The organism is Nitrososphaera sp. (assembly GCA_039938515.1).
Lineage (GTDB): Archaea > Thermoproteota > Nitrososphaeria > Nitrososphaerales > Nitrososphaeraceae > Nitrososphaera.
This window is the reverse complement of sequence record JBDUUL010000007.1, coordinates 1-25132: the sequence shown is the minus strand read 5'-3', so window position 1 is coordinate 25132 and position 25132 is coordinate 1. Positions and strand designations below refer to the sequence as shown.

Below are 25132 nucleotides of genomic sequence, written 5' to 3'. Positions count from 1 at the left end.
TCATGGCCTTTGCGGGCGCCATCGGGCTTGCAATCGGTGGGATGGTGACTGTAGCTGACCTGATAAACCGCCACAGGGCCAGGGCCAGCACCGCCGGCGCAGGAGGAATAAGCTATACAGAAAGCTAAATGCGAATCCAAGATCCAGCGCAAATTTTTTTCTTTGCGGAAGAATCATCGATAGTCATAATCTGGGACCAAAAAGAGTTCTAAACGTGATAAAAGACAGGATATGCTAGCGATGCCATGCAAGCAGTTGTTTGGCACGGTGTAGGCGAGATAAGAGTCGAACAGGTTCCAGAACCAAAGATAAAGCAGCAATCGGATGCAATAGTCCGACTGACAGCAAGCGCGATTTGCGGGACGGATCTTCATTTTGTCCGGGGCACTGCGGGGGAAATGGCCGACGGAACTATTCTTGGCCACGAGGGCGTCGGAATTGTTGAACAGGTGGGCAAGGGAGTTCGCAATTTCAAGCCGGGCGACCGGGTTGTAATCCCATCAACCATTGCGTGCGGCTATTGCTATTATTGCAGGTCGGGATACTTTGCGAAATGCGATAACGCCAATCCGCACGGCAAAAATACTGGCACTGCGTTTTATGGCGGGCCAAAAAACACCGGCCCCTTTAACGGACTCCAGTCAGAAATGGCACTTGTGCCTTTTGCCAATGTCGGAATGGTAAAGGTACCAGATGAAATCACCGATGATCAGGCGATTATGATTTCCGATATCTTTCCGACCGGCTATTTTGGCGCAGATCTTGCACAAATCCGGCCCGGCAACAGCGTGGCGATTTTTGGGTGCGGACCAGTGGGTCAATTTGCAATTGCAAGCGCAAAACTCAAGTACGCAGGCAGGATTTTTGCAGTTGACGCGGTTGAATCGCGGCTGGAAATGGCACGAAATCAAGGAGCCGAGGTTATCAATTTCAGCAAAGAGGATCCCGTAAAGACATTGCAGGAACTTACGGGAGGTATCGGCCCTGATTGCGCCATTGATGCAGTTGGCGTGGACGCATACACCTCGGAGTCGACAAGCGGTAAGGAGAAAGAAAGGTTCCAGAAGGAAGTTAAAGAGATTGCCCCGTCGGCAAACCCAAAAGGCGACAACTGGGTGCCCGGGAATGCGCCTTCGCAGGCTCTTGAATGGGCGGTTGGCTCGCTCGCAAAAGCCGGCACGCTTTCTGTAATAGGCGTTTACCCTCCGACGATGCAGTATTTTCCGATAGGAAAAGCAATGAGCAAGAACCTGCACATCAACGCCGGCGACTGCAACCACCGGAAGTACATTCCTATGTTGCTAGAGAAAGTAAAGAGCGGAGAGGTTGATCCGAGCAAAATCCTGACAAACGAGCAGAATATTACATCTGCTATCGAAGCCTACCAGTCTTTTGACGCTAGGAAGGAAGGGTGGATCAAAGTAATGCTCAAGCCAACCTGATCCGCTCTTGCAGTTCACATGATCGTTCTGTTCCGTAGTATGACGCCAGCGCCGATCAGTGCGGAAAGCGATATCATGAGAACAATTCCTTGGCCCATATCAAACTCCGGCACAGCGGTTGAGGAGAAAGGTGTTACCGCGCCCCCGTCGCTATCCCGTCCAATAAATGTCAAACCTGGGCACGTTGTTTCCTGAGAAGATGCCCTTCGCGCTGTCAACGCCAAACAGCTAGACGCTGGCGTGATGCGAGCCTCTGTTAAGCCTCAAGCTGCCAATGTTGCATCTTGGCCCTGCCCATGTTGTCGTTTGTGTACTGCATGCCCCTCCCTGCGAGAGAGGTCCTCTGAACGTCTGCAAAGGCCCCTCTTGATTGAAAAAAGGTAGATCCCGCCCACAAAGCGAGGATGAATACTAGCGCAAGGCCGAACTTGTTGACGCAGAGCGTCAACGGCACGTGATGTTTGATTTTTGATCCGTTCTTCTCGTCAATAGCTCAAGCCGAGAATTATCAGCGGAAAAAAGTTCGCGGTAAACGTTTTTAATACGCCTGCATGTCCCTATCAAAAAGTAATTAGAGATGATCCCAATGGGTGATAAGAAACAATGAGCAAGCCATATTATGTCAAGTTTGAAGCATCTAAAGATTTGGTGAACGCTGTTTACGAAGCTGTTAGAATGGCAAAGCAGAGTGGCAAAGTCAGAAAGGGAACAAACGAGACTACAAAAGCAATCGAGCGTGGAATTTCAAAACTCGTCGTCATTGCCGAGGATGTCGAGCCCCCAGAAGTCGTTGCGCACTTGCCTATTCTGTGCGAAGAGCGGAATGCACCTTTCATATTTGTGCCCAGCAAGCAGCAGCTTGGTGCGTCGCTAGGCATTGATGTTGGATCTGCCGCCGCGACCATTATTGATGCCGGCGAAGGTCAGCACATTGTAGAGCAGGTAGTTAGCTCCATCGCTGGCCTGAAAGCCAAGAAGGAGTAGTCCTCGAAGCATTTAGGGTTGTGAGTCTGGTCCATGAGCAAGTCAGCTGAAGAGAAGGTCGTGCCCGCAGAAGTCATCCAGATAGTCGGCCGGACGGGAATTGCCGGTGAGGTGATTCAAGTGCGCGTCAAGGTGCTTGAAGGGAAAGACAAGGGGCGCATTCTGACCAGAAACGTCAAGGGCTCGGTAATGATGAACGATGTATTGATGCTCCGCGAAACCGAGCGTGAGGCTCGCAAGATTAGATAGGTGGCTTGAGTGAGCAAATCAGCGACCTCCCTCAGAAACTGCTTCTTCTGCGGCAAACACATTACTTCAGGACATGGCCAGATGCTGGTGAAAAACGACGGGCAGATTCAGTGGACCTGTTCTAGCAAATGCAAAAAGAACCTTAGGGTGCTAAAGCGCGACCCAAGAAAGATGAAGTGGACTGAAAAGTACGTCAAAGGCGGCCTTAGAACCAAAAAGTAAGCTATTGCAGATCAAGGTGCAATGAAATTGGTTTCTGTTGAAAAGACGCTAATAATTGTAAAGCCTGATGCGTTCAGGCGCCAGCTTACTGGCGCAATACTCATGCGGTTTGAGCAAAAGGGTTTTCAGATAAAGAACCTAAGGTCGTACAACTTTACCAAAGAAAAAGCAAGGGAATTCTACTCCGTGCATAAGGACCGACCGTTCTTTGAGGAGCTCGTATCCTTTATCAGCTCCGGAACTGTCGTTGCCTGCATCCTTGAGGGAAATAACGCGATCGCCACCGTCCGCCTTTTGGTGGGCGCGACAAAGTCGTACGAGGCAGCCCCGGGAACCATAAGGGGCGACTTTGGACTGGGAATTTCTGACAACGTGATCCATGCATCCGACTCACCTGAAAGCTTCATAAAAGAGTCGGGCGTCATTTTTGAGTGACGCTGGCAAGAATAGGATTTGGAACTTCGTCAACCAGTAGTTGTAGTACTGGGTCATGTAGACTCTGGCAAGACTTCTCTTCTTGACAAGATCCGAGGCACTGCTGTTCAGGCCCGCGAAGTGGGAGGCATTACCCAGCACATTGGCGCAAGCTTTTTTCCGATGGACACTATAAAGGAAGTTACCGGGCCCCTCTACACCCGCCTTGCCAAATCGGAGACCCCCGTTCCGGGGCTACTTGTAATTGACACCCCCGGCCACGAGGTGTTCGCAAATCTGCGATTGCGCGGGGGATCTGCGGCGGACATTGCAATAGTGGTCGCGGACGTAAACAAGGGCTTTGAAGCACAGACGATTGAAAGCATCGAAATACTGCGCAAAAGAAAAGTTCCCTTCGTTGTTGCGTTAAACAAGGTTGACATGGTGACTGGCTGGCGAGTCCAGTCAAAATTCATTTCCGAAGACGTGAAAAAACAAGATGCGACCGTGCAGACGATGCTTGACGAGAAAATCTACAACGTCGTAGGTGCCCTCTCCCGGCTTGGGTTCGGCTCCGAGGCATTCTGGCGCGTGCGTGACTTTACCAAGGAGGTGGCAATAGTTCCAGTCAGCGCCAGAGCAGGCGTCGGCATCCCTGAGCTTTTGGCGGTGCTAGTCGGGCTTGCGCAGCAGTTTCTGTCAAAGCGGCTCGAGCGCCACGAAGGGCCCGCAAGGGGGATTGTGCTTGAGGTCAACGAGGAGCCCGGGCTCGGTCCTTCCGCGAACGTGATCCTCCTCGACGGAACAATCCACCAGGGGGACAGCATAATGGTCGCCAAGCGCGACAGTGCGACGGTCGCCCGGGTAAAGGCGTTGCTCCTCCCAAAGCCGCTGGACGAGATGCGCGATCCCCGCGACAAGTTCAAGCCCGTAGAGAGCGTCAATGCAGCCGCAGGGCTGAAGGTAACCTCTCCCGACCTGGACGGCGTGCTGGCCGGCAGCCCGCTTTACGTGATTGAAAAGGGAAAAGCGGGCAATGAAGATCTGGAGTCGCTCAGATCCCTCGTTGAAAACGAGATAAAGAACTCAATTGTCAAGAACACAGAAACTTCTGGCATAACGCTGCGCTGCGACACCATAGGCTCTCTGGAAGCGATAAGCGACCTGCTGGGCAAGGCGGGCGTCCCGATCAGGATAGGCGATATAGGCAACATAACAAGGCGTGACGTCATCGAGGCAGCTGCAGTACGGGAAACCGACCGCTATCTTGGCGTCGTACTCGGTTTCAATGTCAAGGTGCTTGATGACGCCGAGCGGGAGGCGCAGGACAGAGGGGTCAAGATATTCAGCGAGAGAATAATCTACAACCTAGTCCGCAGCTACACCGACTGGGTTGCCTACCAGCGTGAGCATGAAGAATCACTCCTATTCAACGAGATCCCGCCTGTTTGCAAGTTCCAGTTCATGAAGGGCTTTGTTTTCAGGAGAAATGACCCCGCGGTATTTGGCGCGGAAATCCAGGTTGGAAAACTGCGACAGAAGGTGCACGTGATAAGCGAGGAGGGCCGGAAGGTTGGCACTGTGCACCAGATTCAGGAAAGTGGCAAGGCGATCGAGGAGGCCACGACCGGGATGCAGGTTGCCGTATCCATCAAAGAGCCGACAATCGGGCGACAGATAAACGAGGGCGACATTTTCTATACAGATTTGAACAGCAGGCAGGCCAAGCAGCTAATCGAACGGTTTAACCACAGGCTGGGAGACAACGAAAAGCAAGTCCTCAACAAGGTTTTGGAAATGAAGAGAAGGGCCGATCCGTCGTTTGGATACCTGTAGCCCTCAATACTGACGGACTAGTGGCCGCTGGATTCTTCTACTGGTATTTCTGAAGCAGGCCCTCGAGGCCTTTTTCGCCGACGGCACCGACAGCCCTGTCCACCGCCTTACCGTTCATGAACATGATAAATGTCGGGATGGCATAGACATCATATCTCATGGCGACGCCCTGATTATCGTCGACGTTGAGCCTGCCAAACGTGACCTTGTCACCGTATTTCTTGGCGAGTTTGTCAAATATTGGCAGCATGAACTGGCAGGGTCCGCACCATGTTGCCCAAAAGTCAACCAGCACCGGCTTATTTCCTGCAATCGTTTCGTCAAAGTTCTTTTCTGCAAGCTCAACCAATGCAGCGCTTGAAGCGTGCATGCTTGCTGCAGACGCCTTTTTGTCCTCGCTCATTTGATAGGTGTAGTGCCTTTTTTAGTATTTAAGATTTGTTGGCGGAGTCTACCCTCTGACGACGGCTCCTCTTGACCATGACTAGGCCTCCCCATACGGCAGAGGCGATTGCGAGGCCCGAAATGACACTGAGCAATTCCGCCTGGACTATGAGGGGCTGGACGTTTAGCACGCGCAACTCCTGCGTAGCCGTAGCCGAGTTTCCAGCCTTGTCAGTTCCCACCAGCTTTATGGTATACGTCCCGTCTGCCAGCTGACGAGTGTCCAGCGAATATGAATCCAAACCCGTGACATCCACTGTCTTTATGGCACCGATATCAAGCTGCAAATCCGATAGGGCAAGGTCATCCGACGCCTTTATTCCGATCGTGGTGTTACCTTGGGTATCTCCGGACGGGACCGACAATGAAAGGACCGGGGGTCTGTCGTCCATGATTATCGCTGCAGACCTGGAAGCGGAATTGCCTGCAACATCTTTGGCGGCGATGGTCACGTTGTACTCACGCATCTTTTCGCTAAATGTCAGAGATTCTGCGGACCGGTTTGAGGCTTCCGGCCTTGGCGACGAAATAGTCCATGCGACCGGCATCAAGCCGGATTGGTTTGAAGCCGTCCGGGGCATGCCGGGCGTTTCGATAGTGTTTTGTGTAGGGATTCCGCTTTCGTCCGTCACGTTCCATCCCAGCACTGTTCCTTTGGGAACTATGAACGATTGCTTTTCAGGCGATTCCTGCGGTATGCTGACACTACTGCCGTCGGGATACCTGAGATACAAGGCGATCATAGGGGGCGTTCTGTCTATGTTGAATTCATTTACCAGCGTCGAGACGTGACCTACCGTATCCTGTGCCCGAATTACAAGGTCATGTTTTCCTTCTGAAAGCCTGACAGTATCAATTTTGATTGCTTGGTCAGTAGAGTTTTGGAATATCCCTGACCCGCCATCAATAGAATAGTAGAATCCTGCGGGATCGTCGTCAGATACTGTGACATGAGCGGTCATGCTGGCTCCAGATACAAAATTGGGAATTTGCAGAGAAATCTGGGGTGAGCCTGCATCCGGACGGATTGTCGAAAATTTGGCCAATACCGACACCGGTTCGAGAATATCGTAGCCGGAGTAGAGCGTGTTGTGCAGCAAGACAGAGTAGACTCCGGTGCCGTTTATCGGGACGTTAAGCACCGTGGCATTGCCACCATCGTTCTGGCTGAAGTAGAACCCTCCTCCCTGGCTAACCGTGGTGGTTCCAAGCCAATCGTTGCTGGCCCAGCCCGAGAAAGTCGAAAAAACGCCTGAAGGTACGCTGGAAGCCACCAGCTTGCCGTCTGGCCCGAAGGCCATTGCGTTAACGCTTGTATAGTTGCTCCGCCAAGCGACCTTCAGCGCCATGTTGTTTATCGTCGGATCGCTCACGTCAAAGTAGTATGACCTCCAGTCGCCAGCGGCATACCTTGAAATCATGTCAAACGGACCCCCAACGTACCCATTAGGGCGAAGTCCATCCGGCTCCGCGAAATGGGCCGGCTCGCTCGGCAATCCGCTCCTTCCAGGCAATGTCAGATTAAGATCGAGAACTGCAGAAGGCGTATATTCATAGTTAGAATCGCCGGAAGGAACTAGGTGTGGGGCAATTACTATGGGAACGTCCTTTGTCACGGGCTTTGTCGTTACGACATAACTCACCGGCAAAAGCTCAGAGTGGCCCGATGCCAGCTCGGTTCCCTTTATCCATGCAGAATAGATGCCGGGGAGCGTATCATTTTTGGTAAAGACTGTGACGCCCAAAGACCTGCTTTCTCCAGGTGGCACCACGACAAAAGCAAACTGGTCTGTAATCGGGGTGTCAAATCTTATCGTGTTGGAATAGTCCTGCCTCTTGTAAAAGTCGATCGTCAGAGTGAAGTTCATTGAGGTGGAGTTTATTTGCCGATCTCCTCGCCAGAAGGAAAAGATAGTAGGTACAGGATAAACGCCAATTAGGGGAGTGTGTGAAAAAGTATGCGCTGGGTCGGCAATTCTCATCTCTTGAAGGGTGCCCCATGAACCACCCCTGTTTATCATCTCTGTTTCATTAAATGAGACCTTTCCGTCGTGGTTCTTGTCGTTCCAGTCATAGGCATACACCGATGCGATGCGCAAATAGTCCCCAAATGCATTGCTCGAATTCATGAATTCGCTGAACGGAAAGTTTACTCGAGCGACCATCAGGTCCGCGTATTGAGGAGTAGCGCCGACCAGTGATGTCAGATTAAAGTAGTTTGGAGTAAAGCCGTACTGCTTCGAGCTGAAAATCGGGTCCTTCTGAAACAGCTTCGTGCTATTGTGGAATACTTTATGCTCGACTAGTCTTTCAACTTCGGGGCTCAGCTCGACGGAAATTTGCTCGGTCCGTGAGGGGTTCGATACCGTGATCTGCCCACTCGAAGAAGCTCCTTGGGGCACTTGCCCTGCATACCAGCGCGATTCAGAGTTCTGGCCAAGGGATTGCAGTCTAGACTGAAGCCCACCGCTACCATCTATCAGCGAAAGAGTATCGCTGTACGAGCGAAGAGCAGATGAAAGCTGGGAAGATATGTTCAGTTCTGTGCTGTTTGTCGAAAGGGAAAACAAGCCCGTCGAGTCTCCCCGTTCCAGTTCAACCGAGGACAGCGCGTCAACGCGGCCGGAGCCCTGTACAAACGGATCGTTCTTCAGGTCCTTGGCGCCGGCCATAAGAAGGCTCTTGACCGTAAATGGATTCACGTGCACATCGCCGTCAGCGCTTTTTGAAGAGTTCTTCATATCCTGGATCAAAAGCGCCGCAGCGCCAGCCACCATCGGGCCTGCCATGCTAGTTCCGCCAAAAAGACTGAACGCTTTGTCATTCTTTGTCGAGTTGCTCGCATCTGAGTGGACTGTCTGGTACGTTACTATCCAGGGAGTAAACCCGTACGAGCCGACGGCCATAATTTCCGGCTTGGGATCGCCAAAGACGCTTGGACCTCTGCTCGAAAAGTCTGCGATGTTGTCATAAGATTGCGTGGAGCCGCCGAACCTCGTGATATTGGCAAATCCCTCAGAACCTACGTGCACGTTATTAGTCGTAGCGCCGACCGAAATCGCAAAGGGCGAGCCTGCAGGAGTCCCAATGCTTCCATAGGCCACCCCGTCGTTTCCTGCGCTGATAACAAAGACCGTTCCGGGATAGTCCTTGCTCAAAAGCCCGGGTACTGTCAGCATCGAGGAAAAAATTGAAAGCAGATCGTAGCCCTGACCGTGATTTGAGAGCGGAAATGCAGAGATGCCCCAGCTGTTACTTACGACGTCCGCCTTGTGGTTCCCTGTGTATTTCCATTTTCCACTGCCCTGTTCAGGATCAAACCCGGAGGCGTACAGCCAACCCAAAAGGGCGTCCCCCGCCCAAAGCGCCTTGACTGGAATTATTTTTGCATCCGGCGCAACTCCCCTGAGATGGTAGAGCGTATTGTTAGAGTAGACAGTATAGCTCTGCAGGCCAGTCGAGGCAACAGTAGCGGCGGTACTAGAACCGTGCCCCTGGGCGTCGAACATAACCCCAAAGTAATCCCCGTTCGGATCCAGCGGCTTTAGCAACCCTGCGTGAACAATGCCGCCGATGTCCCTGTCAAGCGACGTCTGCTTTGCCTTGCCGATTACCTGCCAGACATCAGCAACGGTTGCCCCCACCATCCCGGCGGTAAAGTCCGGAAAACCATCATGATTATAGTCATAGGTCAGCATTTCGTTTCCCGATCCCAGCCTGATCTTGGGCTGGCCCGTGAAATCTGCGGGTATTTCTTTGGGCACAAGTTTGGATGTCTTGGGATTCGATGCCAGCACGTCGGTTGCGAAAAAGCCCCATGCGGCCCTCATGTCCGGTATGATGGTGTCATAAACGCCGGACTGCTGGCTGTCTACGACAAGAACGGGAACCAGCAGCGTAGTGAGCTGACCTAGCTGCGACTGCGCCTCAAAGATTACGCCAAACCTGTAGACGCCGCTAACCGAGCGAATATAGTCGCTGGTGCTGTTGCCTATCTTCCAGTCGACGTTTGCAGTCGCATTTAGAAGCGGTGTACCATAGTATGGGTAAAGTGAGTTATACACCGGGATTGTTCCAAGTGAAGTTCGCAAAAACACTCCAGATGTCTTGTTGACATAGACAAATGAAGTAAAGTTGGCCGGCAGGTCCTTCACCTTTGTTGCGGTGGCATTGTAATAGTCGATTAGGTGTCCTGTGTTGCTGTCAATCTTGGCAATGTATTTGGCCTTGGTAAGCACAAGTCCCTGGCCGTCGGCATCCAGCATTATCGGCACGCCATCCGGGCCTCGGGCGACGGCGCCCTTGACATCAGGATTTGAAAAATCGGTTCCCGTGTCAACGATTGCAACCTTGACTCCCTTGCCCGTAACGCCGTACTTCTGGGCCACCTGATCCGATCCGACAATCTTGGATCCCAGGAGTCTGCCCTGATCAGATGGCGCGCTATTAGGGTAAAATCCGCCTCCTGAAGCAAGACCGTCAAACTGCAGGGGCATATCCGGCGAGAGTGAAAAGCCGCCAGTCGCTGCAACCGGATTCTTTGAAAATGCGTAGCCCAACAAGGGTGAGCCCTCCGCCCCCGTACCGGCCAAACTGACAATATTGGACTCAGAAAGCATAGGGGAGAGGTTGCCTGTCCCGTATACAAGGCTCCTCTTGGGGATTCCATTATACCCGAGCGGGGCGGTGCCGAGTTTCAAAACGCCAAAATCAGTTTTTGGGACGGCCCCCAAAGTCAGTCCTGCAGGAAGCACATCTCCCCCGGTTCCCTGCCGCGATGCGGCTGCATCGGTGTTGGCGGCCAGATTCTGATCAAGACTGCTCAGAGAGCCTGTCCTTGCATTCAGGGGCCCTGATTCATAATAGCCGGCGACCGCCATTTGCGGCGCCGGAGAAGATAGGGTGACGACCCCCGCAGAGATCAAAATAGAGGCAATAAAGACAGAAAAAAAACGTCGAACCAATTCCTGTGCTATTTTTATAGAGGAAGGTTCACGGCTTATTACGATTTCGTCGCTCTCGGCATGAGACAGCTTGCGTCAGGACAGCTGCCGGCGGCAGGTTTCGCTATTTCAGCAGCTCGTCGTATTTGCCGGAATTGATGTCCGCAAATACTTCCTTTGCAGGTTTGCCTTCAACCTTGACACCCATGCTAACGCAGGACCCGACGACTTCCTTGACAGCGCCCTTTACGTCCTTGGCATAGGATCCATCCAGCTTCATCTTTGCTATCTTTGCGGCCCCTGCGATAGTAAGATCGCCTGCATAGTTGGTACCTGCCGTACCAGAGCCCTTCGGGATCCCTGCCTCTTTTGCAACAAGAGCCGCTGTCGGAGGAATCCCGACTTCTACGGTAAACTTTTTCGTCTCGCTATCCACCTCGACCTTCACGGGCACCTTCATGCCTGGAAAGTCCTTGGTCTTCTCATTAATCGTATTAACGACCTGGAGAACATTGACCCCCATAGGCCCCAATGCCGGTCCTAAAGGAGGGCCTGCATTAGCCTCTCCTCCGCTCACCAGGGCGGAAACTGACTTCTTGTCGCCCATTGTCGCTAGTCAATCCCTTTTCTCCAAATTATATTCCTTGCTACCCGCTGCCTTTTGACAGGTTTTTAAGGCTGCTACAAGTATAGCTGAAATCGCATGTCTGACCAGTCGTCGGATGGCGTGTGTTCGCTTTTTTTCGAACTTGCCGGAGACCTCCGGCTTGCAATGCTTACAAGGCTTGTTTCAAAGAGCTACAGGCTTTCACAGCTCGCATCGGAATTGGGCGCGACTATGCAAGAGGCTCACAGGAATATGACCAGACTCGTCGATTCCAAGCTGGTCTCAAAGGACCGCGAGGGCGAGCTGGTCCTGACCGCCTACGGCCGCACTGTCGTAGACCTGCTGTCAGGTTATGATTTCCTGTACAACAACGCGGATTTCTTTCTTGATCATAGCACCGGCGACATGCCTGCAAAATTCGCGCAGAGGATAGGCGCATTCAACGACTGCGAAATCGTTCATGGCGTTATGGCTATTCTGCAGCGGTGGAAAACGCTGTACGGCAGTTCCGAGAGGTTCATTAGAGAAATAATGTCGCAGGTGCCTCTTGACCTTATAGAAACGGTCAGTTCCCGGGTCGAGAAAGGCGTGAAGTTTTCATACATTTTTGCAAGCAACTCGGTCGTTCCAAAAGGCAGAACCCAGATGCTGCAAAAGCTAGGCTGGCGAAACTTCATCAGCCAGGGTCTAGTCGAACGCCGCATGGTGCCTGATGTCCGGGTGATGACAATCTTTAACGAAAGGAGCGGATGCGTGGTCTTTCCTGACCTAAAGGGCGAGCCCGATCTCAACACTATGTTTTATGGCGAAAGCAGGCCGTTTCTCGAATGGTGTTCTGACTACTTCAACTACTGCTGGGAGAAAGCAGGACCATTCGATGAGGATAAGCTCAAGCATGAAGTCTAGGTTCTCAGCATGTTTTTATAAGCCACGGGTAATCGAAAAGCGTGCCAAAGGCGTTTGTTCTGATGAACGCTGAGCTTGGAAGCGAAGACTCTCTTGTCAGCGAACTGCGACGATTGGACGGGGTGAAGGAAGTATACCAAGTATACGGTGTTTACGATATCGTTGCCCAGGTTGAAGCGGACACCATGGAGAAGGTGAAAGAAACCATAACCTGGAAGCTGCGAAAGCTAAACGGTGTCAAGTCAACGCTAACCATGATCGTGATGGAATAATTACGCATCATACCGCGTCTGCAAAAGCGCAACTTTAATGAATGACGGTGCTGTACTAAGGGCGTTGGGGCTATTTAAGAAGAAGGCCGAAGGTCCGGTTGTCCTCAAGTGCCAGTACTGCGGAACGACGTTCGATGATAAGGAGCGGCTAAAGCGACACAGCCGCAAGGCACACAGTGAAAAGGGCGGAGACCTGCCCAGCTCTAATCCATTCGGATTTAGCTAGGGTTTGGAATAAGCATTTACTGGAAGCATATCTGTTTGGCGCGCTAGCCTGAGTGGAACGCAGAGATTATTATGCACTGCTCTCGACGTTTGGGATTTCGTCTTTATGCATGCGCCTTCTATGCTCCTCCATAAGTTCCATAGAATTGAACTTTTCCGCGCAGATGTCGCACTGCGAAAGCTTACGCCCTCGCCTACTAAAGAAGTTCAGCACGCCTTATGGATGGAAGCGGTGACTTTAAAGAATTGTGGATCAATTTCCTTCAACGAAGGTCAAATCTAGTCGGAAAGAGGCTTTCCTTCAGAATTGTATCTCTTGATTTTCTTCGCTTGGCCTGAGCCTTGGCTGCTGCTCTTTTCCGCTGAAACCTGACTCGAGCCCGTCTCGTCTTCCTTCTTCTTCTTGAACTTGTCCAAGAAACCCATAGCCATCATTGCCTAGCCGTGTTATTAAACAATTATGTCTGGTTGCGGATTTCGGCAGGCTTTTCCGGCGCCTAATCAGAATCTGTTCGAGGGGATTTTGGCTGAACGGCGTGTTTCTATCTTCATGATGTCCGCCAGGTTCTGCATCGCCGCAAGGTATTCCATACCCTTGGCTGTTGCCTTGTACTTTCTGTCCAGCGAGTCGTATTGCACGTATCCGTTTTCCATCAGTAGTGCAAGGTATGACTTTGCCTGGGAGTGAGCAGTATATGCCCGGAACATTATCTGCGAAATCGTGGCGCCACCATTCGTGCAGCTGAGAATATCCCGTAGCATTTCGTCCTTTTGACGATTAATCATTATGGCGAATGGAAAAAGCTGTTCGCTTATAAAGATAGGGCTGAGTTGTTCTAGAAGAAACTTCCAGTTCCTGAAAGGTTCGCTCGATGGCTTCCGCCTTAGTAGTGCATGTAGCGGCCAAATACACGCCTCCGTTTAAAGCATCTGTAGCACAGAAAATTCGATATGCCAAAACCAGTTTCTGAATACGCCCATCCTCGTTACAATGAAGCGAAATCTGAGAAAAAGCTTGCAATCTGTGGCGAGTGCCACTGGTGCGCGACTATTATCAAAGGAGCGGAATTGCCGGTCTTGTGTCCCTTCTGCAAAACTCATGCTACTTCCCATGGCTTTGCATGCGCAAACTGATTGACCATCTCCTGCGCAGAATTCTGTCCTGCACGGGTCTTTATCTTGGCAGGCATTCCGGTGCGATTTCCTTATTTCATTTAACCAAGTAGCCAAACAATCATCCATTCTTCTTTTAAACAAAGCCGAAGAACTTTTCAGCATGGAATCAAGCAGTTCAACTAGCAGGTCAGCTGCATCTGATAATACAGTAAGCGCCCAGCCATCGGAGGCAGCACGACAGGCAGCTGAAAGGATGAAAGAGACCGCCCGCCGCATTAGAGACCAGGCGGTGGTAGTGAGGGAGACCGTGAAAACATTGCGTGAAAGCGGTGCAATTGAGGAACTTGCCATTGCGATTAAAGAGATCTCGATTGCAGCGCGGGACACTTCGCGAGAGATTAACGAGACTGCAAAACAACTGAGAGAGCAGGGAGTGATAAAAGACACGGCCGCTTCTATCGACGAAACTACGGCAGCATGGAAGAATACGGCTGACGAGGCAAGACGCGCAGGCGATGACATCCGTGCGAACGCCCCCCAGACGATCGAGGCTGCAAAGAAGGTAGCGGAAGGAGTCAAGTCGCAGAAAGAATCCATGCAGAAAGAACCGGTCTGACTGCTCACTCGGCTTTAACTTAGGCTACAACGCTCGCAGCCTTTTCCTGGAATTTTTTGCCGACCTCCTTGGTCGAGCTGCTCCTGAACGACCGCAGCGTTGTCCGCATTCCAAGGAGAATTCAAAAAGACTTAATTTCCGTTATGATTGGTAACGTTTGAGCTCATCCTAGATGTTTCCTTTAAGGGACGACACTCAGCGAATGCATGGCAGGCCCTACCTCAACTATGCAATCATCGGGATGAACATCCTCATATTCGTCTGGGAGATAACGCAGGATCCGAACTGCATTATAAACTGCACCAGCCAGGATTTGCTCCTGACGTATGGAACCGTCCCGGACAATGTTTTTCATGACCCATCCACCGGGATTCCCAGCATCTTTACCTCCATGTTCATGCATGCAGGCATCGTGCATATCGCAGGCAACATGCTGTTTCTATTTGTCTTCGGCGGAATCCTTGAAGACACTTTCGGCAGGACAAAATATATTCTGCTTTACCTCGGCTGGGGCGTAGCCGCTGCAATGGCGCATAGCGCTTTTGCCGTCGCCACCGGAGCCGGCAGCTTTCCGGCGATCGGAGCCTCGGGTGCTATCTCGGGGGTGCTGGGGACATACCTGGTGTTGTACCCTCGGGCAAATATCCTTACAATTTTCACATACTTTATCATCACGGTCAGACCGATACGGGCGATGTGGTACATTCCCGTCTGGTTTGGGATGCAGGTCATTTTCATGTTCCTGGAACAGGCGAATCCTGCTAGCGGATCGGGCGTAGCATATATGGCACACATTGGGGGTTTTGCGGCTGGCATCGCAACCGGCCTGCTTTGGAGAGAACTACCAAAGAAAATACCTCCGCCAGACGCCATGGCTCCGGGCATCAGGTCCAGCTTTGGGATGCGAAATCCGATGATAAAAAAAGCGCGGCCCAAAATTGAAGATCTCGCGCCAGTGGTCCCGGAGGTGATAGAGGGGGCCGACTACTACGAGGTAATAGCGGAAATGCGCGGGGTTGACGACGCATCCAACATCAGCGCAAGTTACGAGCCGAACTCTCGCCAGGTCAGGATTACGGCCAGCGGGTCAAGAAAGTACAATCTGTTGGCAAGGTTGCCTGATGACGCAGCAAACCCGACTGTGAAGTACATACAGTATCTCAACGGAATTGCGCGTATCAGGCTTGCGAAATAGAGCCAATTAAAGCAGCTCAAGCCCCGCGCGTTTCAAGGTTATTAATACGCCTGCCGCCAGTCCAACATTACACACGAGGGATGATGATCTCTTTTTCTGAAAAAAATGAGGAAAGTACTAGGGTATCTGACCTCGGATTATGCAATTCAATTGGTCTACTGGTAGCAGCAAGAAATAGGAATTCGTGTTCGGTTGCCATGGAAAGCTGTCAGCCGGCGATGCGAGAACTTTTAGGACCACTTTTTGCGATTCCGGATACGTATGACTCGGCTCTTGAACAAGCCCCTGGCTTCTATAGTTTTCACGACAATAGGCGTAGCCTAATGGCATAATTTCATATTACAAAATTATATTTTTTTATATTAGCTAAAGCTGTCTGCAAGGGATGTCTGAAAAGACAAGCTCAAGCAAACTAAAGCTTTTCACAGTGACGGCTCTGGGCGCGATCCTCGCGGCTTCTTTCTTTGCCCTTTCGCTCCAGTCCCGACCGGCCTTCGGAACCTTTTACACGCTGAATTCAAGCACCTGCACCACGACTTTTTCTGGTACCTGGTCGACTAACAATTGCAGTACTTCCGCTTCCGTGTTTCTCGGGAAAGGTGACACTCTCACCATACCTGCGGGTACTACGCTTACCCTTCTGAGCCATACCGGGACCGGAGCGCTTCCGCTTAACAACGGCACAATCATTAACAACGGCACAATTGCAGTGTCTAGCGGCGCGTATCTTTACAATGACGGAATCATTGACAATTACCGTACCATAAGCATCACTCCTGCGGGCTCAACCACGCCTTCGGGTAACGTCGTGAACCTGGTCGGCAGTATCTTTGACTTTTGTGCCGGCGATCGCACTTCCACGAACGGGGTAGTCACTAACATTAACCTAGTTCAGGGCCACGTCCCACAACTTGGCTGTACCACTATCACGCTCTCCCAGAGCGCCGTGCAGGTCGGCGCCGTTGTCAGAGTGACAGGAGTGTACTTTGGACACAATTCGCCTTTGAGTATTCAGCTAAGGTCTTCTCTTTCCACCATCACGCTGGGAAGCGTGACGACCAATTCATCCGGCTCATTCTCGACCTCCGTCACAATCCCGAGGACTGGCAACGGGGTCTACAACATAGTTGCTACCTCTACGACGCCTACTCACAGCATAGCCAATGCCCAGATTCTTGTGATTCCGGCGCTTGGATCGAACCCGGGATCGGCAATCGTTGGAAACAATATCTTCATCAACGGCACCGGATTTGTCTCGAATTCAAACCTGCTCGTCACACTTGACGGGGGCGTCCTCACGACCACGCCCAGCCTTGTGGCCACCGACAGGAATGGCTCCTTCAATGCGAGTCTAATCGTTCCGCCATCCACCGCTGGCAACCATTACGTCCTCGTGCAAGATTCAGCGTCTACTCTCTCCAGACAACTCAGAATCGTGCCTTCAATAGCCCTCACTCCGACTTCTGGCGCACATAATGCCACCGTCAGCGTCAAAGGAACGGGATTTGCTGCCTCATCAACAGTCACAATCACGATAGGCACCCTGAGGCTCACAACATCCCCTCCTACAGTCGTGACAGACAGCACCGGCTCGTTTAGTGCAACCTTTGTCGTCCCGTCCAACGCGGTGGCTGGGAGCTATTTCATCAGAGCGCTTGACGGCTCCGGAAACTCTGCACGGAGTACATTCACTGTGACTGCCGGCTGATAGAGGCAGCGGTCGCCGAGTAAAATAGCGACCGCGCCCATACTCTATTTTTTCATAATGGATTTTACAAACTCTGCCGATTCGTCAAGCGAACACATTCTGCTTCTTACTACACAGCAGTAGGCTGGTACAAGTTTAGATGCTGAACATCCAAAGAACAGATAGACTGATACAACACGAGTCGCAAAATACAATCAGCCGCGGATGTACTTCCTCAGCTTCTTGTACGATTCCTTGGTATAGACCTTGTTCTTTGCGGTGAACGAGAGCAGGATTCCCAGCGCCTCTGGCCTAAATAGCATGGACATGATGCCCCTGTAAATTGGCATGAAAGGTACGTACTTCAAGTAGTGAAGTTTCTTGAAGCGCCTCAAAAAGTACACGTAAATCACGACCTCTACCGAACTTATCAGGATCTGGAGCAACGCAATCTTCAGCGGAATGTGGAAAAACAGAGCAAGGTTGCGGGGATCAAATTCTTTGACTCCAAAGATAAGAGCGGCCGCAAAAAAAGGAATGAATATGCAGGACGGGTAGTTGCCACCGTGGTTCAGGAGGTTGTCTAGGAACAGCAGGCTCCGGGGACCTGCAAATTCCTTGAGGAGCCCAAGGTTCATGGAACGTGAGTGGAAAAACGCAAGCGCCCACCTTACCCTCTGCTTGCGCAGGTCTCCAAACGTGACCGGCACCTCAGACATGGATACGCCGAACGGTTCAAACTCGTTCTTGTATCCGTACCTGCCAAGACGGTTCGTAATCTCGCCGTCTTCGCCGTACTGGTCTGACCTCCAGCCCCCTATCTTTACCAGCGCGTCTCTCTTGAACACCGAAAACGCTCCCGGCTGAACAAGTATCGAGTCTGTCACCTCGTCGCCCTTTTTGTAAAAAATGAAAAAGCAGCCCAGAAGAATCATGGATTTCTGCCATATGCTCTTTAGCTCTATGGGGAAAATCATTCCAGAGACCGATCCGACCGCAGGGTCGCGAAAGTGTTTGGCAATCGGCTTTATGCAGTTCTCGTCCGCGATAGAATCGCCATCCAGTCTGAAAATAATTTCTCCCGTACAGTGCTGCAGTCCAAATTCAAGGGCATTGCCCTTGCCCTGGTTCTCTGTATTGAACTGCTTGTAGCTTGCATGCTTTAGGCCCTTGAACGCCTCCTCAGCCACGGATGCAGTGGAGTCTTTAGAGCCGTCGTTTACTAGTACAATCTCAACACTTCCCTCGTATTTGGCCGCAGCCCTGTCAATGGACGTTATAAGCTGGCCTATCGTCTTTTCCTCGTTGTACGCGGGAATCAAGAATGAGACGGGCAGAGTGACATCCTTTCTCTGAACCGACGCCCACCCCGGGAGCCTGGTCTGCGCGAAAAAGTAAGACACATAGTACCTAAAGCCGATTATGGTCGGAATCTGAATCGCAATATACGCTGTCAGAACAGAATCCTCTGTAATGTCTGATATCCCGAGCAGGAAATAGATCGACAGCGCAGACGCAAGCAGCATGATAGAGAGGTACACATATTCCTTCTTGTAGTTGCGCCTGATCAGGGGCTTTACCTTCCCTGCCTTGGGCAGCGCCAGCGTCGAGAAGAAAAAGGCCTCAAGAACGCCACCCGCGCTCAGCGCGTTTACAATGACTGAGATCTGAATTATTCCGGCCGCAGTCGGGTGACCGAAAAAGTAGCTGCCCGCGGCAACCAGTGCCTGGCCTCCGACAAGGACAAAAAACATTATCCCCATGAATCCGACTATTCTGGCGCGAATTCTCATGCTAGTGTCCGCGCTGAAAAGAAGGCTGGCCATGAAAACCAGGTAGAGGCCGTGGAGATAGGTTGCCGGAATTATTCTCGTACTTGCAAAGGAATTTCCCACATAGACGTTCCCGCTTATCAGCGTCGAAGGGATATTGAAGGCGTGTAGAATCCGAAGAATTACCTCCTGTTCAAAGGATTGGACCGCGGCATTGTTTGCCATGAACAGAAAACTAAACACACATGCAGCCATCATCAGGCGAGCGGGAAAGTATCCGAAAAGAGACGCTAAAGGTCCCCTTTTGCTGGCAGATCCATCGTTTCCCTTTACCGGGAGGATGGTGCTAGCTGAATCAGTCATACTATTACGTTCCTGTGAAACTTCCGCGATAAATTTCTCTAGCTAAATATATAAAATTAGCTTCTCTAATCTTCTAGAATAGCGGATATCTTTTTCTGTTAATCTTGATAAAAAAAGGAAAGGAAAGGCGGCCGTACCTGCACTATTTCTTTCCTAGGGCCGTCAGGAGGTCCAAGATATACTGCTGCTGTGCCGCATCATAAAGAAACGCAAGCCCTATGTTGCCCGCCGGGTATGCGCTTCTCGCGTCGGTCCATCTCGTGATTATGTCTTCTGAAGGGTTGTGCGCCGGGTCGGGCCTCTGCTGAAGAAATATCTGTATGTTTGGGTTTTGAGCCTGGGCAATCGGGACGACGTCCTTGACAACCTGCATGAATGTTGCATCGTCAGGGACGTTCTGCAGCTGTATTATGACCAGGTCAATCTTTGACCAATCGATGGAATTCTTTACGGATTCGAGGAAGCCTCTGGTTGGCGCAATCCCGTACTTGAACCCTGCAGCATGCACTGTTGTTGCTGTACTGTCAATGTAGCTGGCCAGGTTTGTCTGCTCGTTTGTGGGGGTGAGAGTCCATCCTTCAGCGTCATAGACAATGTAACCAGTGCCTGGAGTGTTTCTCGCCGTGGCGATGGTATTGTCGATGTTTGCAGCCGAAGGCGTCACGACTATTTTGGTTATGGAACTGTAGGATGTCCATAGGCTGAGGAATGCCGGGGTTGCCGTCGATGGGGGCGAGGGTCCGAACTGGGCGGCTTGGTCAACATAGGGGGCGAGCTCCGCTACCTGCGCGGCTGTCGGCCTTGTTCCCACCGGGAAAACCGAAAGGGCAAAACTGCCATTCGTCGGCGGAGGGACCGGGGGCGGCGGGCTTGGCGCGGCCACCGAAACGGTCACCGAGTCCGTGCTTGGATTCCCGCTCAGGTCACTAACGCGCGCCGTAATGGTGTGGGGGCCTGCAACTGATGATAGATTAGCTATTGCTGTCCACGTGGCCCATCCGGATCCACCAGCATTTGCTCCCTGGTACGGACCGCTATCGACGCTCACCTCGACGCCCTGAACGCCCGCGCCGCGGTTAGTCGTCGTGCCGGAAACATTCAGCCATACCGAGCTTTCGCCCAAAGTAGTGTTGAAGCTCTGGCCGCTTGTGGGGGTTGTAATTGAAACGGTCGTTGGCAGCGTAGGAGGAGGGCTGATGGAGTCAGTGAAGCCGATTATCTTTACCTCTTTGATTCCTGCCCAGCTGTTTTCGGTGTTGCCGTTGACGGTGATCCTTACGTAGCTACCTGTAGTAGAAGGGGGCAGCGTGTATGCCTCAAATGACGGCGTCTTGCCCGTGTTCTTACCGGTAAACACCTTGGTAAATTGCGAGCCGTCTGCGGAACCCGAGATATCAAATGAATAGACTCTTGCATTTCCTCTATACCATGCGATATCTACCGCGCAAATTGTGCTTGCGGATGGCAGTTTTATGTCAATGTACTGGCCGGCTCCGTATGCTGCCCATCTCGAATGGTAGTCTAGGTTGCCGTCAATTGCAAGTCCGGGAGAAAAGGGGGCAGAATAGCTGCTCGCAGTCTCTCCAACAGGAGTGAGCTGGACGCACGACGGAGCTGCCACCGCTGCTCTATTCGGTGAAAGTCCCAGAACAGCAAAACTGGAGGAAAGAATCAAAAAGGCCAAAGCCAGACCGACGACGCTCGTTTCCTTTCTGGACCGCGACTTTATGGGTTGATCCTTGGTCGTTGTAGGTATTCTCTTGCAGTAGAATTCTCTATTGGTGTTAGAACGAAAGAGATTCGAGTCCTCTAATATTCTCACAGAACTAGGGAATATTGCATTTTACTTAAGATCAGACTTGTCCGTAAGGCATACACTAGTCTCCTCTTAAGCGATACGTGCCTGTCGGAGGGAATATACATCGTTAAAAGCCGAACTTGTGCCTACACAAGTCGCGGGATACGAAAGTAGCAGTACTCTGTTACAGCAGAATTTAACTAGGTTTATTACTTGCAAATCGGTAAAGTTCCCTGCAATTGATTCAGGGCGCTGGAATCAACTTTCAGAGTTATTTGACGTTTGGTGCCTTTGCACTCGTAATTATTTCATTGCTGCCTTCAATAGGCGGCGGCATGAGCGCGACGAAAAGCGCTTACGCCGACAGTACCGCGCAACCCCTTACTATAGGGGTCTTCACTGCCGATCGCAGTTCCGCTCTCATAAGTACGCTGCAAAAACACTATGGTGACTCTCCGAACTATCAGGTTATCGACCGTACGGGAGGCCTTTTTTCGCAATTCCCGCTCCAAACGAAGGTAATGTATGGCCCGTCAATCGATGACCTGAAGACCGCCATCTCCACTGCAAGCACGCTATCCAACAAGCCAAACATGATAGTTTACGATATCGAACATTGGCCTCTAACCCCTGATTCTGAGAAGGCCGATCCTGCCGCATCGATAAGCCAGGCGGCAGACCTGGTCCATGCTGCGGGGTACAAATTTGGCGTCACCCCGGACAGGCAATATCTCTTGAGCCTTTACCAGTCCATTGACTACAGCAAGGTGGACACGATAATTATGCAGATGCAAAAAGTGGCATTTGATACTTCAAGCCTGACTGCAAATGTCAAGGCCATATCTGATTATGCCAAAAGCAAGAACCCTGCAGTCCATGTAATGCTGCAGTACTCTCTGCAGTACTCTACGCCGGATTACATCACAAGCACAACCAGCCTGATTAGAGACAAGATAGACGGTATCAGCATAATCTATTTTACAGATTCGTCGGGCAGCTGTGCGACCTGCAACATCGCCAGCCTTGAATCAGTGCTGACATCGCTCGGAGGCTCGACTCCGGTAAAGCCCTCCATAATCAGCTCGGTTCCGGTTGTTTCAAAAACCTATGGCATAGTACTTGGAGCCTCGATATTCCAGATACCAGTGTCCACAAACTCTACGGTGCAAAAGGTAGCGTTCAGCCAGCAGGACAAGTCGATAACAATTACGCTTAATGGTCTGTCCGGCTCAAGCAATACCACGGCCAAGATCCCCATGTCGCTTCTGTCGGGGGTTTACAAGGTTATGGTGGACGGAAACGAGATCCCTGTCAGGATTATCACCGTGGGTAATGCCTCAGCCGGAAATTACGAATTATCACTCCCAGAAAGCCAGAGCCAGACGGGCGCGGCGAGCGTAATTGTAGGCCAAAATTACACCCAGATCTCCGTGGTTCACCAAGGTTCAGGTCAGCGAACTTTGACAATTCTGGGTACAACGGCAATCCCTGAATTCCCATTAGGATCTATGGCCTTGATCTCGACAGCCGCGTTTGCATTGCCACTAGTTATCGCTCTGCGAAGCCGCCGTGTAAAGACTACACAGAGTCGCGATTAGCCAGCATTCGCCCGCCCACCCACTTTCACTGCTGCATTTCCTTTCCCTCTGGAAATGTGGCTGCGTGCGTCAGGCAGTCTTGAACTGGACTGCTTTCTGGTTTGCAGAGGCCTTTCTTGTGAGGCCAAATACCATGAGGATTGCGGCTATCCATACGATGCTGATAATGATATTGCTGATGCTGACATATACGTAGGGAATTGACTCTTGGATGTCCAGTTTTACGATCTCGATTGAATGCCTGAGATCCGTAAGCTCGGTATTGTACTCTTCAGAATTGGGCTCGACAGTTGTCATGTCGCTTCCCCTCTTTAGCACGTCGTCAAGAGTGGCTTGGATATTCGAGTAGTCGGTCCGGGGAGTGGGGAATACCCAGACAGGGTTGCCTGACTCTGGCAGCAAGGCTTTGCTTATCTTGACGTATTCGGCCATTTGGTCGGGCGTTTGTGCGGACTCGGCGAGTACTAGAAGCGAAGATGCCGTATTGAGCGGGTAGATTGCTCTCTCGTATCCGAGCATGGCCATTGCAGCTCCGAAGATAAGGAACGCAAGGACTCCTGGCAGAAAGAGGCGCTGCGCTATTCTTGTTCCGCCACCTTCACGGGGCCTTATTACCGCGACGCTCTGCGAAATGCCGTATTCTGCCCCCGGCTCGCTGTTTCTTTCCAGGAGGTCGGCTTTGGGTGGCTGGGCAATCTCGGAGTTCGCCTTCTTTCTCGATTTCCTGAACGAGGAGTGGGAAATGCTGAGAAACGCGACGTATACGAATCCTGTGGTCGAGATTGCAAATATTGGCGCATACACCGGATTTCCAGAGAAGATTGCTATGAACACGCTTATGCACCCGTATATTGCAAAAAATATCTCTAGAAGGGTCGTCTTGGTAAACGGAAGGACATAGTCCTTGTTGCGCCAGTCATCTCCCTTGTTCACGACGCCAAACTTGGGAGTTCGCAAGAACTCGTTCTTCCTGCCAAATAATCCGTCAAATACCGCAACTGAAGCCGTAACTGAAATTCCCGTCGCAAAGAACATCAGAAACAAGAACTGTTTTGCTTTCGTGTGCCAGATCCTTTTTCCTTTCCAGGCCTTTTTAATCGCGTACATGTAACCTAGCGGACCCATGCCAAGGTACGTGATAATGACGGCGGCAGGTCCCCAGTCCGAGTTGTACAGCCTGAAATTCATTGCAAGCAGCATCGGCAATATCAGAAACTGCGCAAGAAGCAGTGGGTTGACAATCGGCCTTGTCATTTGCACAAACGCCTGAAGTTTAGTGTCAGACGGCAGCTTTCTTGCCAGGGCGATATCTGCCATGAGCTTGACCGCTACCTGTATGGAGCCCTTGGACCAGCGAAATTGCTGCCGCTTTGCGGCGTTCATTTGAACCGGGAGCTCCGCATCAATAACTAGGTCTTCAAGGAGCACGCACTTCCATCCTTTGATCTGTGCCCGGTAACTCAGGTCCAAATCCTCGACAAGCGTGCTTGTGTGCCAGCCGCCGGAATCAGATATGCAGGCCGTACGCCACATGCCGGCGGTCCCGTTAAAGTTCATGAAAAGGTGCGTCATGCTCTTCGCCTTCTGCTCTACCAAGAAGTGAAGGTCAAGTGAAACGGCCTGGGCCTCGGTGAGCGTGGAGTATTTTTCGTTCACGTGTCCCCATTTGCACTGGACCAGACCGACTCGCGAATCCGCATAGAACTGCTGTAGCGATCTTTTCAAAAACCAGTCGGGCGGAATAAAGTCGGCGTCGAAAATTGCTATAAACTCTCCACTTGCAGACTTCATTGCGGCCTTGAGGGCACCGGCCTTGTAGCCTGTCCTGTCAGTCCGATGGATATGAGAGATGTCAAAGCCCTTCCTCCTGTACTCGCTGACAATGGAGCTGATTATCTCTATGGTTCCGTCGTCCGAATCATCCAAAACCTGGATCTGGAGCTTCTCCTTCGGGTAGTCCATGCTACAAACGGAGTCTATGAGCCTCCTTGCGACGTAGCGCTCGTTGTATAGTGGCAGCTGTACCGTGACAAGCGGGAGCGCCTTGTCGTCCGGGATCCTCGCGGTTGTCCTCTTTGCCTTCTCGTGTTTGACGTTGCGTTGCGACCTGTACGCCAGGTAGTAAAAATTAAGGGTGTAAAATGCTGAGACAATGCTCAGCACGATAAAGATTGAATATAGGAAAGGGGCGGGGCCATACACTACGAGAAATCAGCCTTGAGCCTTTGATGATCTGTTGTTTCTATTTATAGATAGTGCATGAAAGGGTTTAGAGTCCGGTAGGTCGGGTCCGCTCCCGAGCTGTTTGTCTATCCCTTCTTGAATATCTTGATTGCCTGAGGCGGGCAGACGTTCTCGCATGCCAGGCAGAATATGCAGTCCTTCTCCCTCTTCATAAACGGCTTTTTCTCCGACGACGCGTGGCCGGGAGTATCCAGCCATT

At 51.5% G+C, this 25132-nt stretch carries 22 protein-coding genes; 13 read left to right on the top strand and 9 right to left on the bottom strand.

Annotated features, from left to right (window positions below; all coding sequences use genetic code 11):
- Positions 1 to 245: 245 nt before the first annotated feature.
- From ABI361_04045 to infB, 6 genes are all read left to right on the top strand, one after another.
- The gene (locus ABI361_04045) at positions 246 to 1442 is read left to right on the top strand and encodes a zinc-dependent alcohol dehydrogenase (GenBank protein MEO9319823.1); all 1197 of its coding nucleotides are present in this window, start codon (positions 246 to 248) and stop codon (positions 1440 to 1442) included.
- 603 nt (positions 1443 to 2045) lie between these two features.
- Positions 2046 to 2426, top strand: coding sequence for a 50S ribosomal protein L7Ae (rpl7ae, locus tag ABI361_04040; GenBank protein ID MEO9319822.1), 381 nt, complete (start codon positions 2046 to 2048; stop codon positions 2424 to 2426).
- Positions 2427 to 2459: 33 nt separating this feature from the next.
- Positions 2460 to 2675, top strand: a complete 216-nt coding sequence (locus ABI361_04035) for a 30S ribosomal protein S28e (protein MEO9319821.1) — start codon at positions 2460 to 2462, stop codon at positions 2673 to 2675.
- Between the two features lie 9 nt (positions 2676 to 2684).
- Positions 2685 to 2897: a 50S ribosomal protein L24e gene (locus ABI361_04030; protein ID MEO9319820.1), complete on the top strand. Its 213-nt coding sequence runs from the start codon at positions 2685 to 2687 to the stop codon at positions 2895 to 2897.
- A 21-nt stretch (positions 2898 to 2918) separates the two neighbouring features.
- The gene (ndk, locus tag ABI361_04025) at positions 2919 to 3332 is read left to right on the top strand and encodes a nucleoside-diphosphate kinase (GenBank protein MEO9319819.1); all 414 of its coding nucleotides are present in this window, start codon (positions 2919 to 2921) and stop codon (positions 3330 to 3332) included.
- An 18-nt stretch (positions 3333 to 3350) separates the two neighbouring features.
- On the top strand, positions 3351 to 5147 hold the full coding sequence (infB, locus tag ABI361_04020) for a translation initiation factor IF-2 (GenBank protein ID MEO9319818.1): 1797 nt from the start codon (positions 3351 to 3353) through the stop codon (positions 5145 to 5147).
- Between the two features lie 37 nt (positions 5148 to 5184).
- Here infB and trxA read toward each other — a convergent pair whose 3' ends face one another.
- From trxA to ABI361_04005, 3 genes are all read right to left on the bottom strand, one after another.
- Positions 5185 to 5550 (bottom strand): thioredoxin, encoded by a 366-nt coding sequence (gene trxA / locus ABI361_04015; GenBank protein ID MEO9319817.1) that lies wholly within the window; start codon positions 5548 to 5550, stop codon positions 5185 to 5187.
- Positions 5551 to 5578: 28 nt separating this feature from the next.
- Entirely contained in the window at positions 5579 to 10516 is a 4938-nt protein-coding gene (locus ABI361_04010) for a S8 family serine peptidase (protein ID MEO9319816.1), read from the bottom strand.
- A 142-nt stretch (positions 10517 to 10658) separates the two neighbouring features.
- A complete protein-coding gene (locus ABI361_04005) occupies positions 10659 to 11141 on the bottom strand; it encodes a 50S ribosomal protein L11 (GenBank protein ID MEO9319815.1) in 483 nt (160 codons plus the stop codon).
- A gap of 96 nt (positions 11142 to 11237) precedes the next feature.
- Here ABI361_04005 and ABI361_04000 point away from each other — a divergent pair, with 96 nt between their 5' ends.
- From ABI361_04000 to ABI361_03990, 3 genes are all read left to right on the top strand, one after another.
- The gene (locus ABI361_04000) at positions 11238 to 12047 is read left to right on the top strand and encodes a transcriptional regulator (GenBank protein MEO9319814.1); all 810 of its coding nucleotides are present in this window, start codon (positions 11238 to 11240) and stop codon (positions 12045 to 12047) included.
- A 41-nt stretch (positions 12048 to 12088) separates the two neighbouring features.
- Positions 12089 to 12319 carry an Lrp/AsnC ligand binding domain-containing protein gene (locus tag ABI361_03995; GenBank protein ID MEO9319813.1) on the top strand — a complete coding sequence of 77 codons (231 nt, stop codon included), beginning with the start codon at positions 12089 to 12091 and terminating at the stop codon, positions 12317 to 12319.
- Positions 12320 to 12383: 64 nt separating this feature from the next.
- Positions 12384 to 12545, top strand: a complete 162-nt coding sequence (locus tag ABI361_03990) for a C2H2-type zinc finger protein (protein ID MEO9319812.1) — start codon at positions 12384 to 12386, stop codon at positions 12543 to 12545.
- 278 nt (positions 12546 to 12823) lie between these two features.
- Here the strand turns inward: ABI361_03990 and ABI361_03985 are convergent, their stop codons facing one another.
- A complete protein-coding gene (locus ABI361_03985) occupies positions 12824 to 12961 on the bottom strand; it encodes a hypothetical protein (GenBank protein MEO9319811.1) in 138 nt (45 codons plus the stop codon).
- A gap of 84 nt (positions 12962 to 13045) precedes the next feature.
- Positions 13046 to 13330 carry a winged helix-turn-helix domain-containing protein gene (locus ABI361_03980; GenBank protein MEO9319810.1) on the bottom strand — a complete coding sequence of 95 codons (285 nt, stop codon included), beginning with the start codon at positions 13328 to 13330 and terminating at the stop codon, positions 13046 to 13048.
- 490 nt (positions 13331 to 13820) lie between these two features.
- Here ABI361_03980 and ABI361_03975 point away from each other — a divergent pair, with 490 nt between their 5' ends.
- The 3 genes from ABI361_03975 to ABI361_03965 all read left to right on the top strand — a co-directional run bounded on the left by ABI361_03975 (position 13821) and on the right by ABI361_03965 (position 17179).
- Positions 13821 to 14276, top strand: a complete 456-nt coding sequence (locus ABI361_03975) for a hypothetical protein (GenBank protein MEO9319809.1) — start codon at positions 13821 to 13823, stop codon at positions 14274 to 14276.
- A gap of 172 nt (positions 14277 to 14448) precedes the next feature.
- Positions 14449 to 15471, top strand: a complete 1023-nt coding sequence (locus ABI361_03970) for a rhomboid family intramembrane serine protease (GenBank protein ID MEO9319808.1) — start codon at positions 14449 to 14451, stop codon at positions 15469 to 15471.
- 385 nt (positions 15472 to 15856) lie between these two features.
- Positions 15857 to 17179, top strand: coding sequence for a hypothetical protein (locus ABI361_03965; GenBank protein ID MEO9319807.1), 1323 nt, complete (start codon positions 15857 to 15859; stop codon positions 17177 to 17179).
- Positions 17180 to 17373: 194 nt separating this feature from the next.
- On the opposite strand, the gene ABI361_03960 is transcribed toward ABI361_03965, so the two are convergent.
- A complete protein-coding gene (locus ABI361_03960) occupies positions 17374 to 19293 on the bottom strand; it encodes a glycosyltransferase (protein MEO9319806.1) in 1920 nt (639 codons plus the stop codon).
- 142 nt (positions 19294 to 19435) lie between these two features.
- On the bottom strand, positions 19436 to 21115 hold the full coding sequence (locus ABI361_03955) for a discoidin domain-containing protein (GenBank protein MEO9319805.1): 1680 nt from the start codon (positions 21113 to 21115) through the stop codon (positions 19436 to 19438).
- Positions 21116 to 21330: 215 nt separating this feature from the next.
- On the opposite strand from ABI361_03955, the gene ABI361_03950 reads away from it, so the two are divergent.
- A complete protein-coding gene (locus ABI361_03950) occupies positions 21331 to 22689 on the top strand; it encodes a hypothetical protein (GenBank protein ID MEO9319804.1) in 1359 nt (452 codons plus the stop codon).
- 69 nt (positions 22690 to 22758) lie between these two features.
- On the opposite strand, the gene ABI361_03945 is transcribed toward ABI361_03950, so the two are convergent.
- Complete coding sequence (locus ABI361_03945) at positions 22759 to 24852, bottom strand: cellulose synthase family protein (protein ID MEO9319803.1); 2094 nt, start codon at positions 24850 to 24852, stop codon at positions 22759 to 22761.
- A 146-nt stretch (positions 24853 to 24998) separates the two neighbouring features.
- A partial coding sequence (locus ABI361_03940) for a 4Fe-4S binding protein (GenBank protein ID MEO9319802.1) occupies positions 24999 to 25132 on the bottom strand: 134 nt, incomplete at its 5' end.

What these genes read in the sequence shown, in the direction of transcription:
- ABI361_04005 (MEO9319815.1), bottom strand. Translation starts at nt 11,141, where the DNA reads ATGGGCGACAAGAAGTCAGTTTCCGCCCTGGTGAGCGGAGGAGAGGCT.
- ABI361_03965 (MEO9319807.1), top strand. Translation starts at nt 15,857, where the DNA reads ATGTCTGAAAAGACAAGCTCAAGCAAACTAAAGCTTTTCACAGTGACG.
- ABI361_04035 (MEO9319821.1), top strand. Translation starts at nt 2,460, where the DNA reads ATGAGCAAGTCAGCTGAAGAGAAGGTCGTGCCCGCAGAAGTCATCCAG.
- ABI361_03980 (MEO9319810.1), bottom strand. Translation starts at nt 13,330, where the DNA reads ATGATTAATCGTCAAAAGGACGAAATGCTACGGGATATTCTCAGCTGC.
- ABI361_04045 (MEO9319823.1), top strand. Translation starts at nt 246, where the DNA reads ATGCAAGCAGTTGTTTGGCACGGTGTAGGCGAGATAAGAGTCGAACAG.
- trxA (MEO9319817.1), bottom strand. Translation starts at nt 5,550, where the DNA reads ATGAGCGAGGACAAAAAGGCGTCTGCAGCAAGCATGCACGCTTCAAGC.
- ABI361_04000 (MEO9319814.1), top strand. Translation starts at nt 11,238, where the DNA reads ATGTCTGACCAGTCGTCGGATGGCGTGTGTTCGCTTTTTTTCGAACTT.
- rpl7ae (MEO9319822.1), top strand. Translation starts at nt 2,046, where the DNA reads ATGAGCAAGCCATATTATGTCAAGTTTGAAGCATCTAAAGATTTGGTG.
- ndk (MEO9319819.1), top strand. Translation starts at nt 2,919, where the DNA reads ATGAAATTGGTTTCTGTTGAAAAGACGCTAATAATTGTAAAGCCTGAT.
- ABI361_03975 (MEO9319809.1), top strand. Translation starts at nt 13,821, where the DNA reads ATGGAATCAAGCAGTTCAACTAGCAGGTCAGCTGCATCTGATAATACA.
- ABI361_03960 (MEO9319806.1), bottom strand. Translation starts at nt 19,293, where the DNA reads ATGACTGATTCAGCTAGCACCATCCTCCCGGTAAAGGGAAACGATGGA.
- ABI361_03970 (MEO9319808.1), top strand. Translation starts at nt 14,449, where the DNA reads ATGTTTCCTTTAAGGGACGACACTCAGCGAATGCATGGCAGGCCCTAC.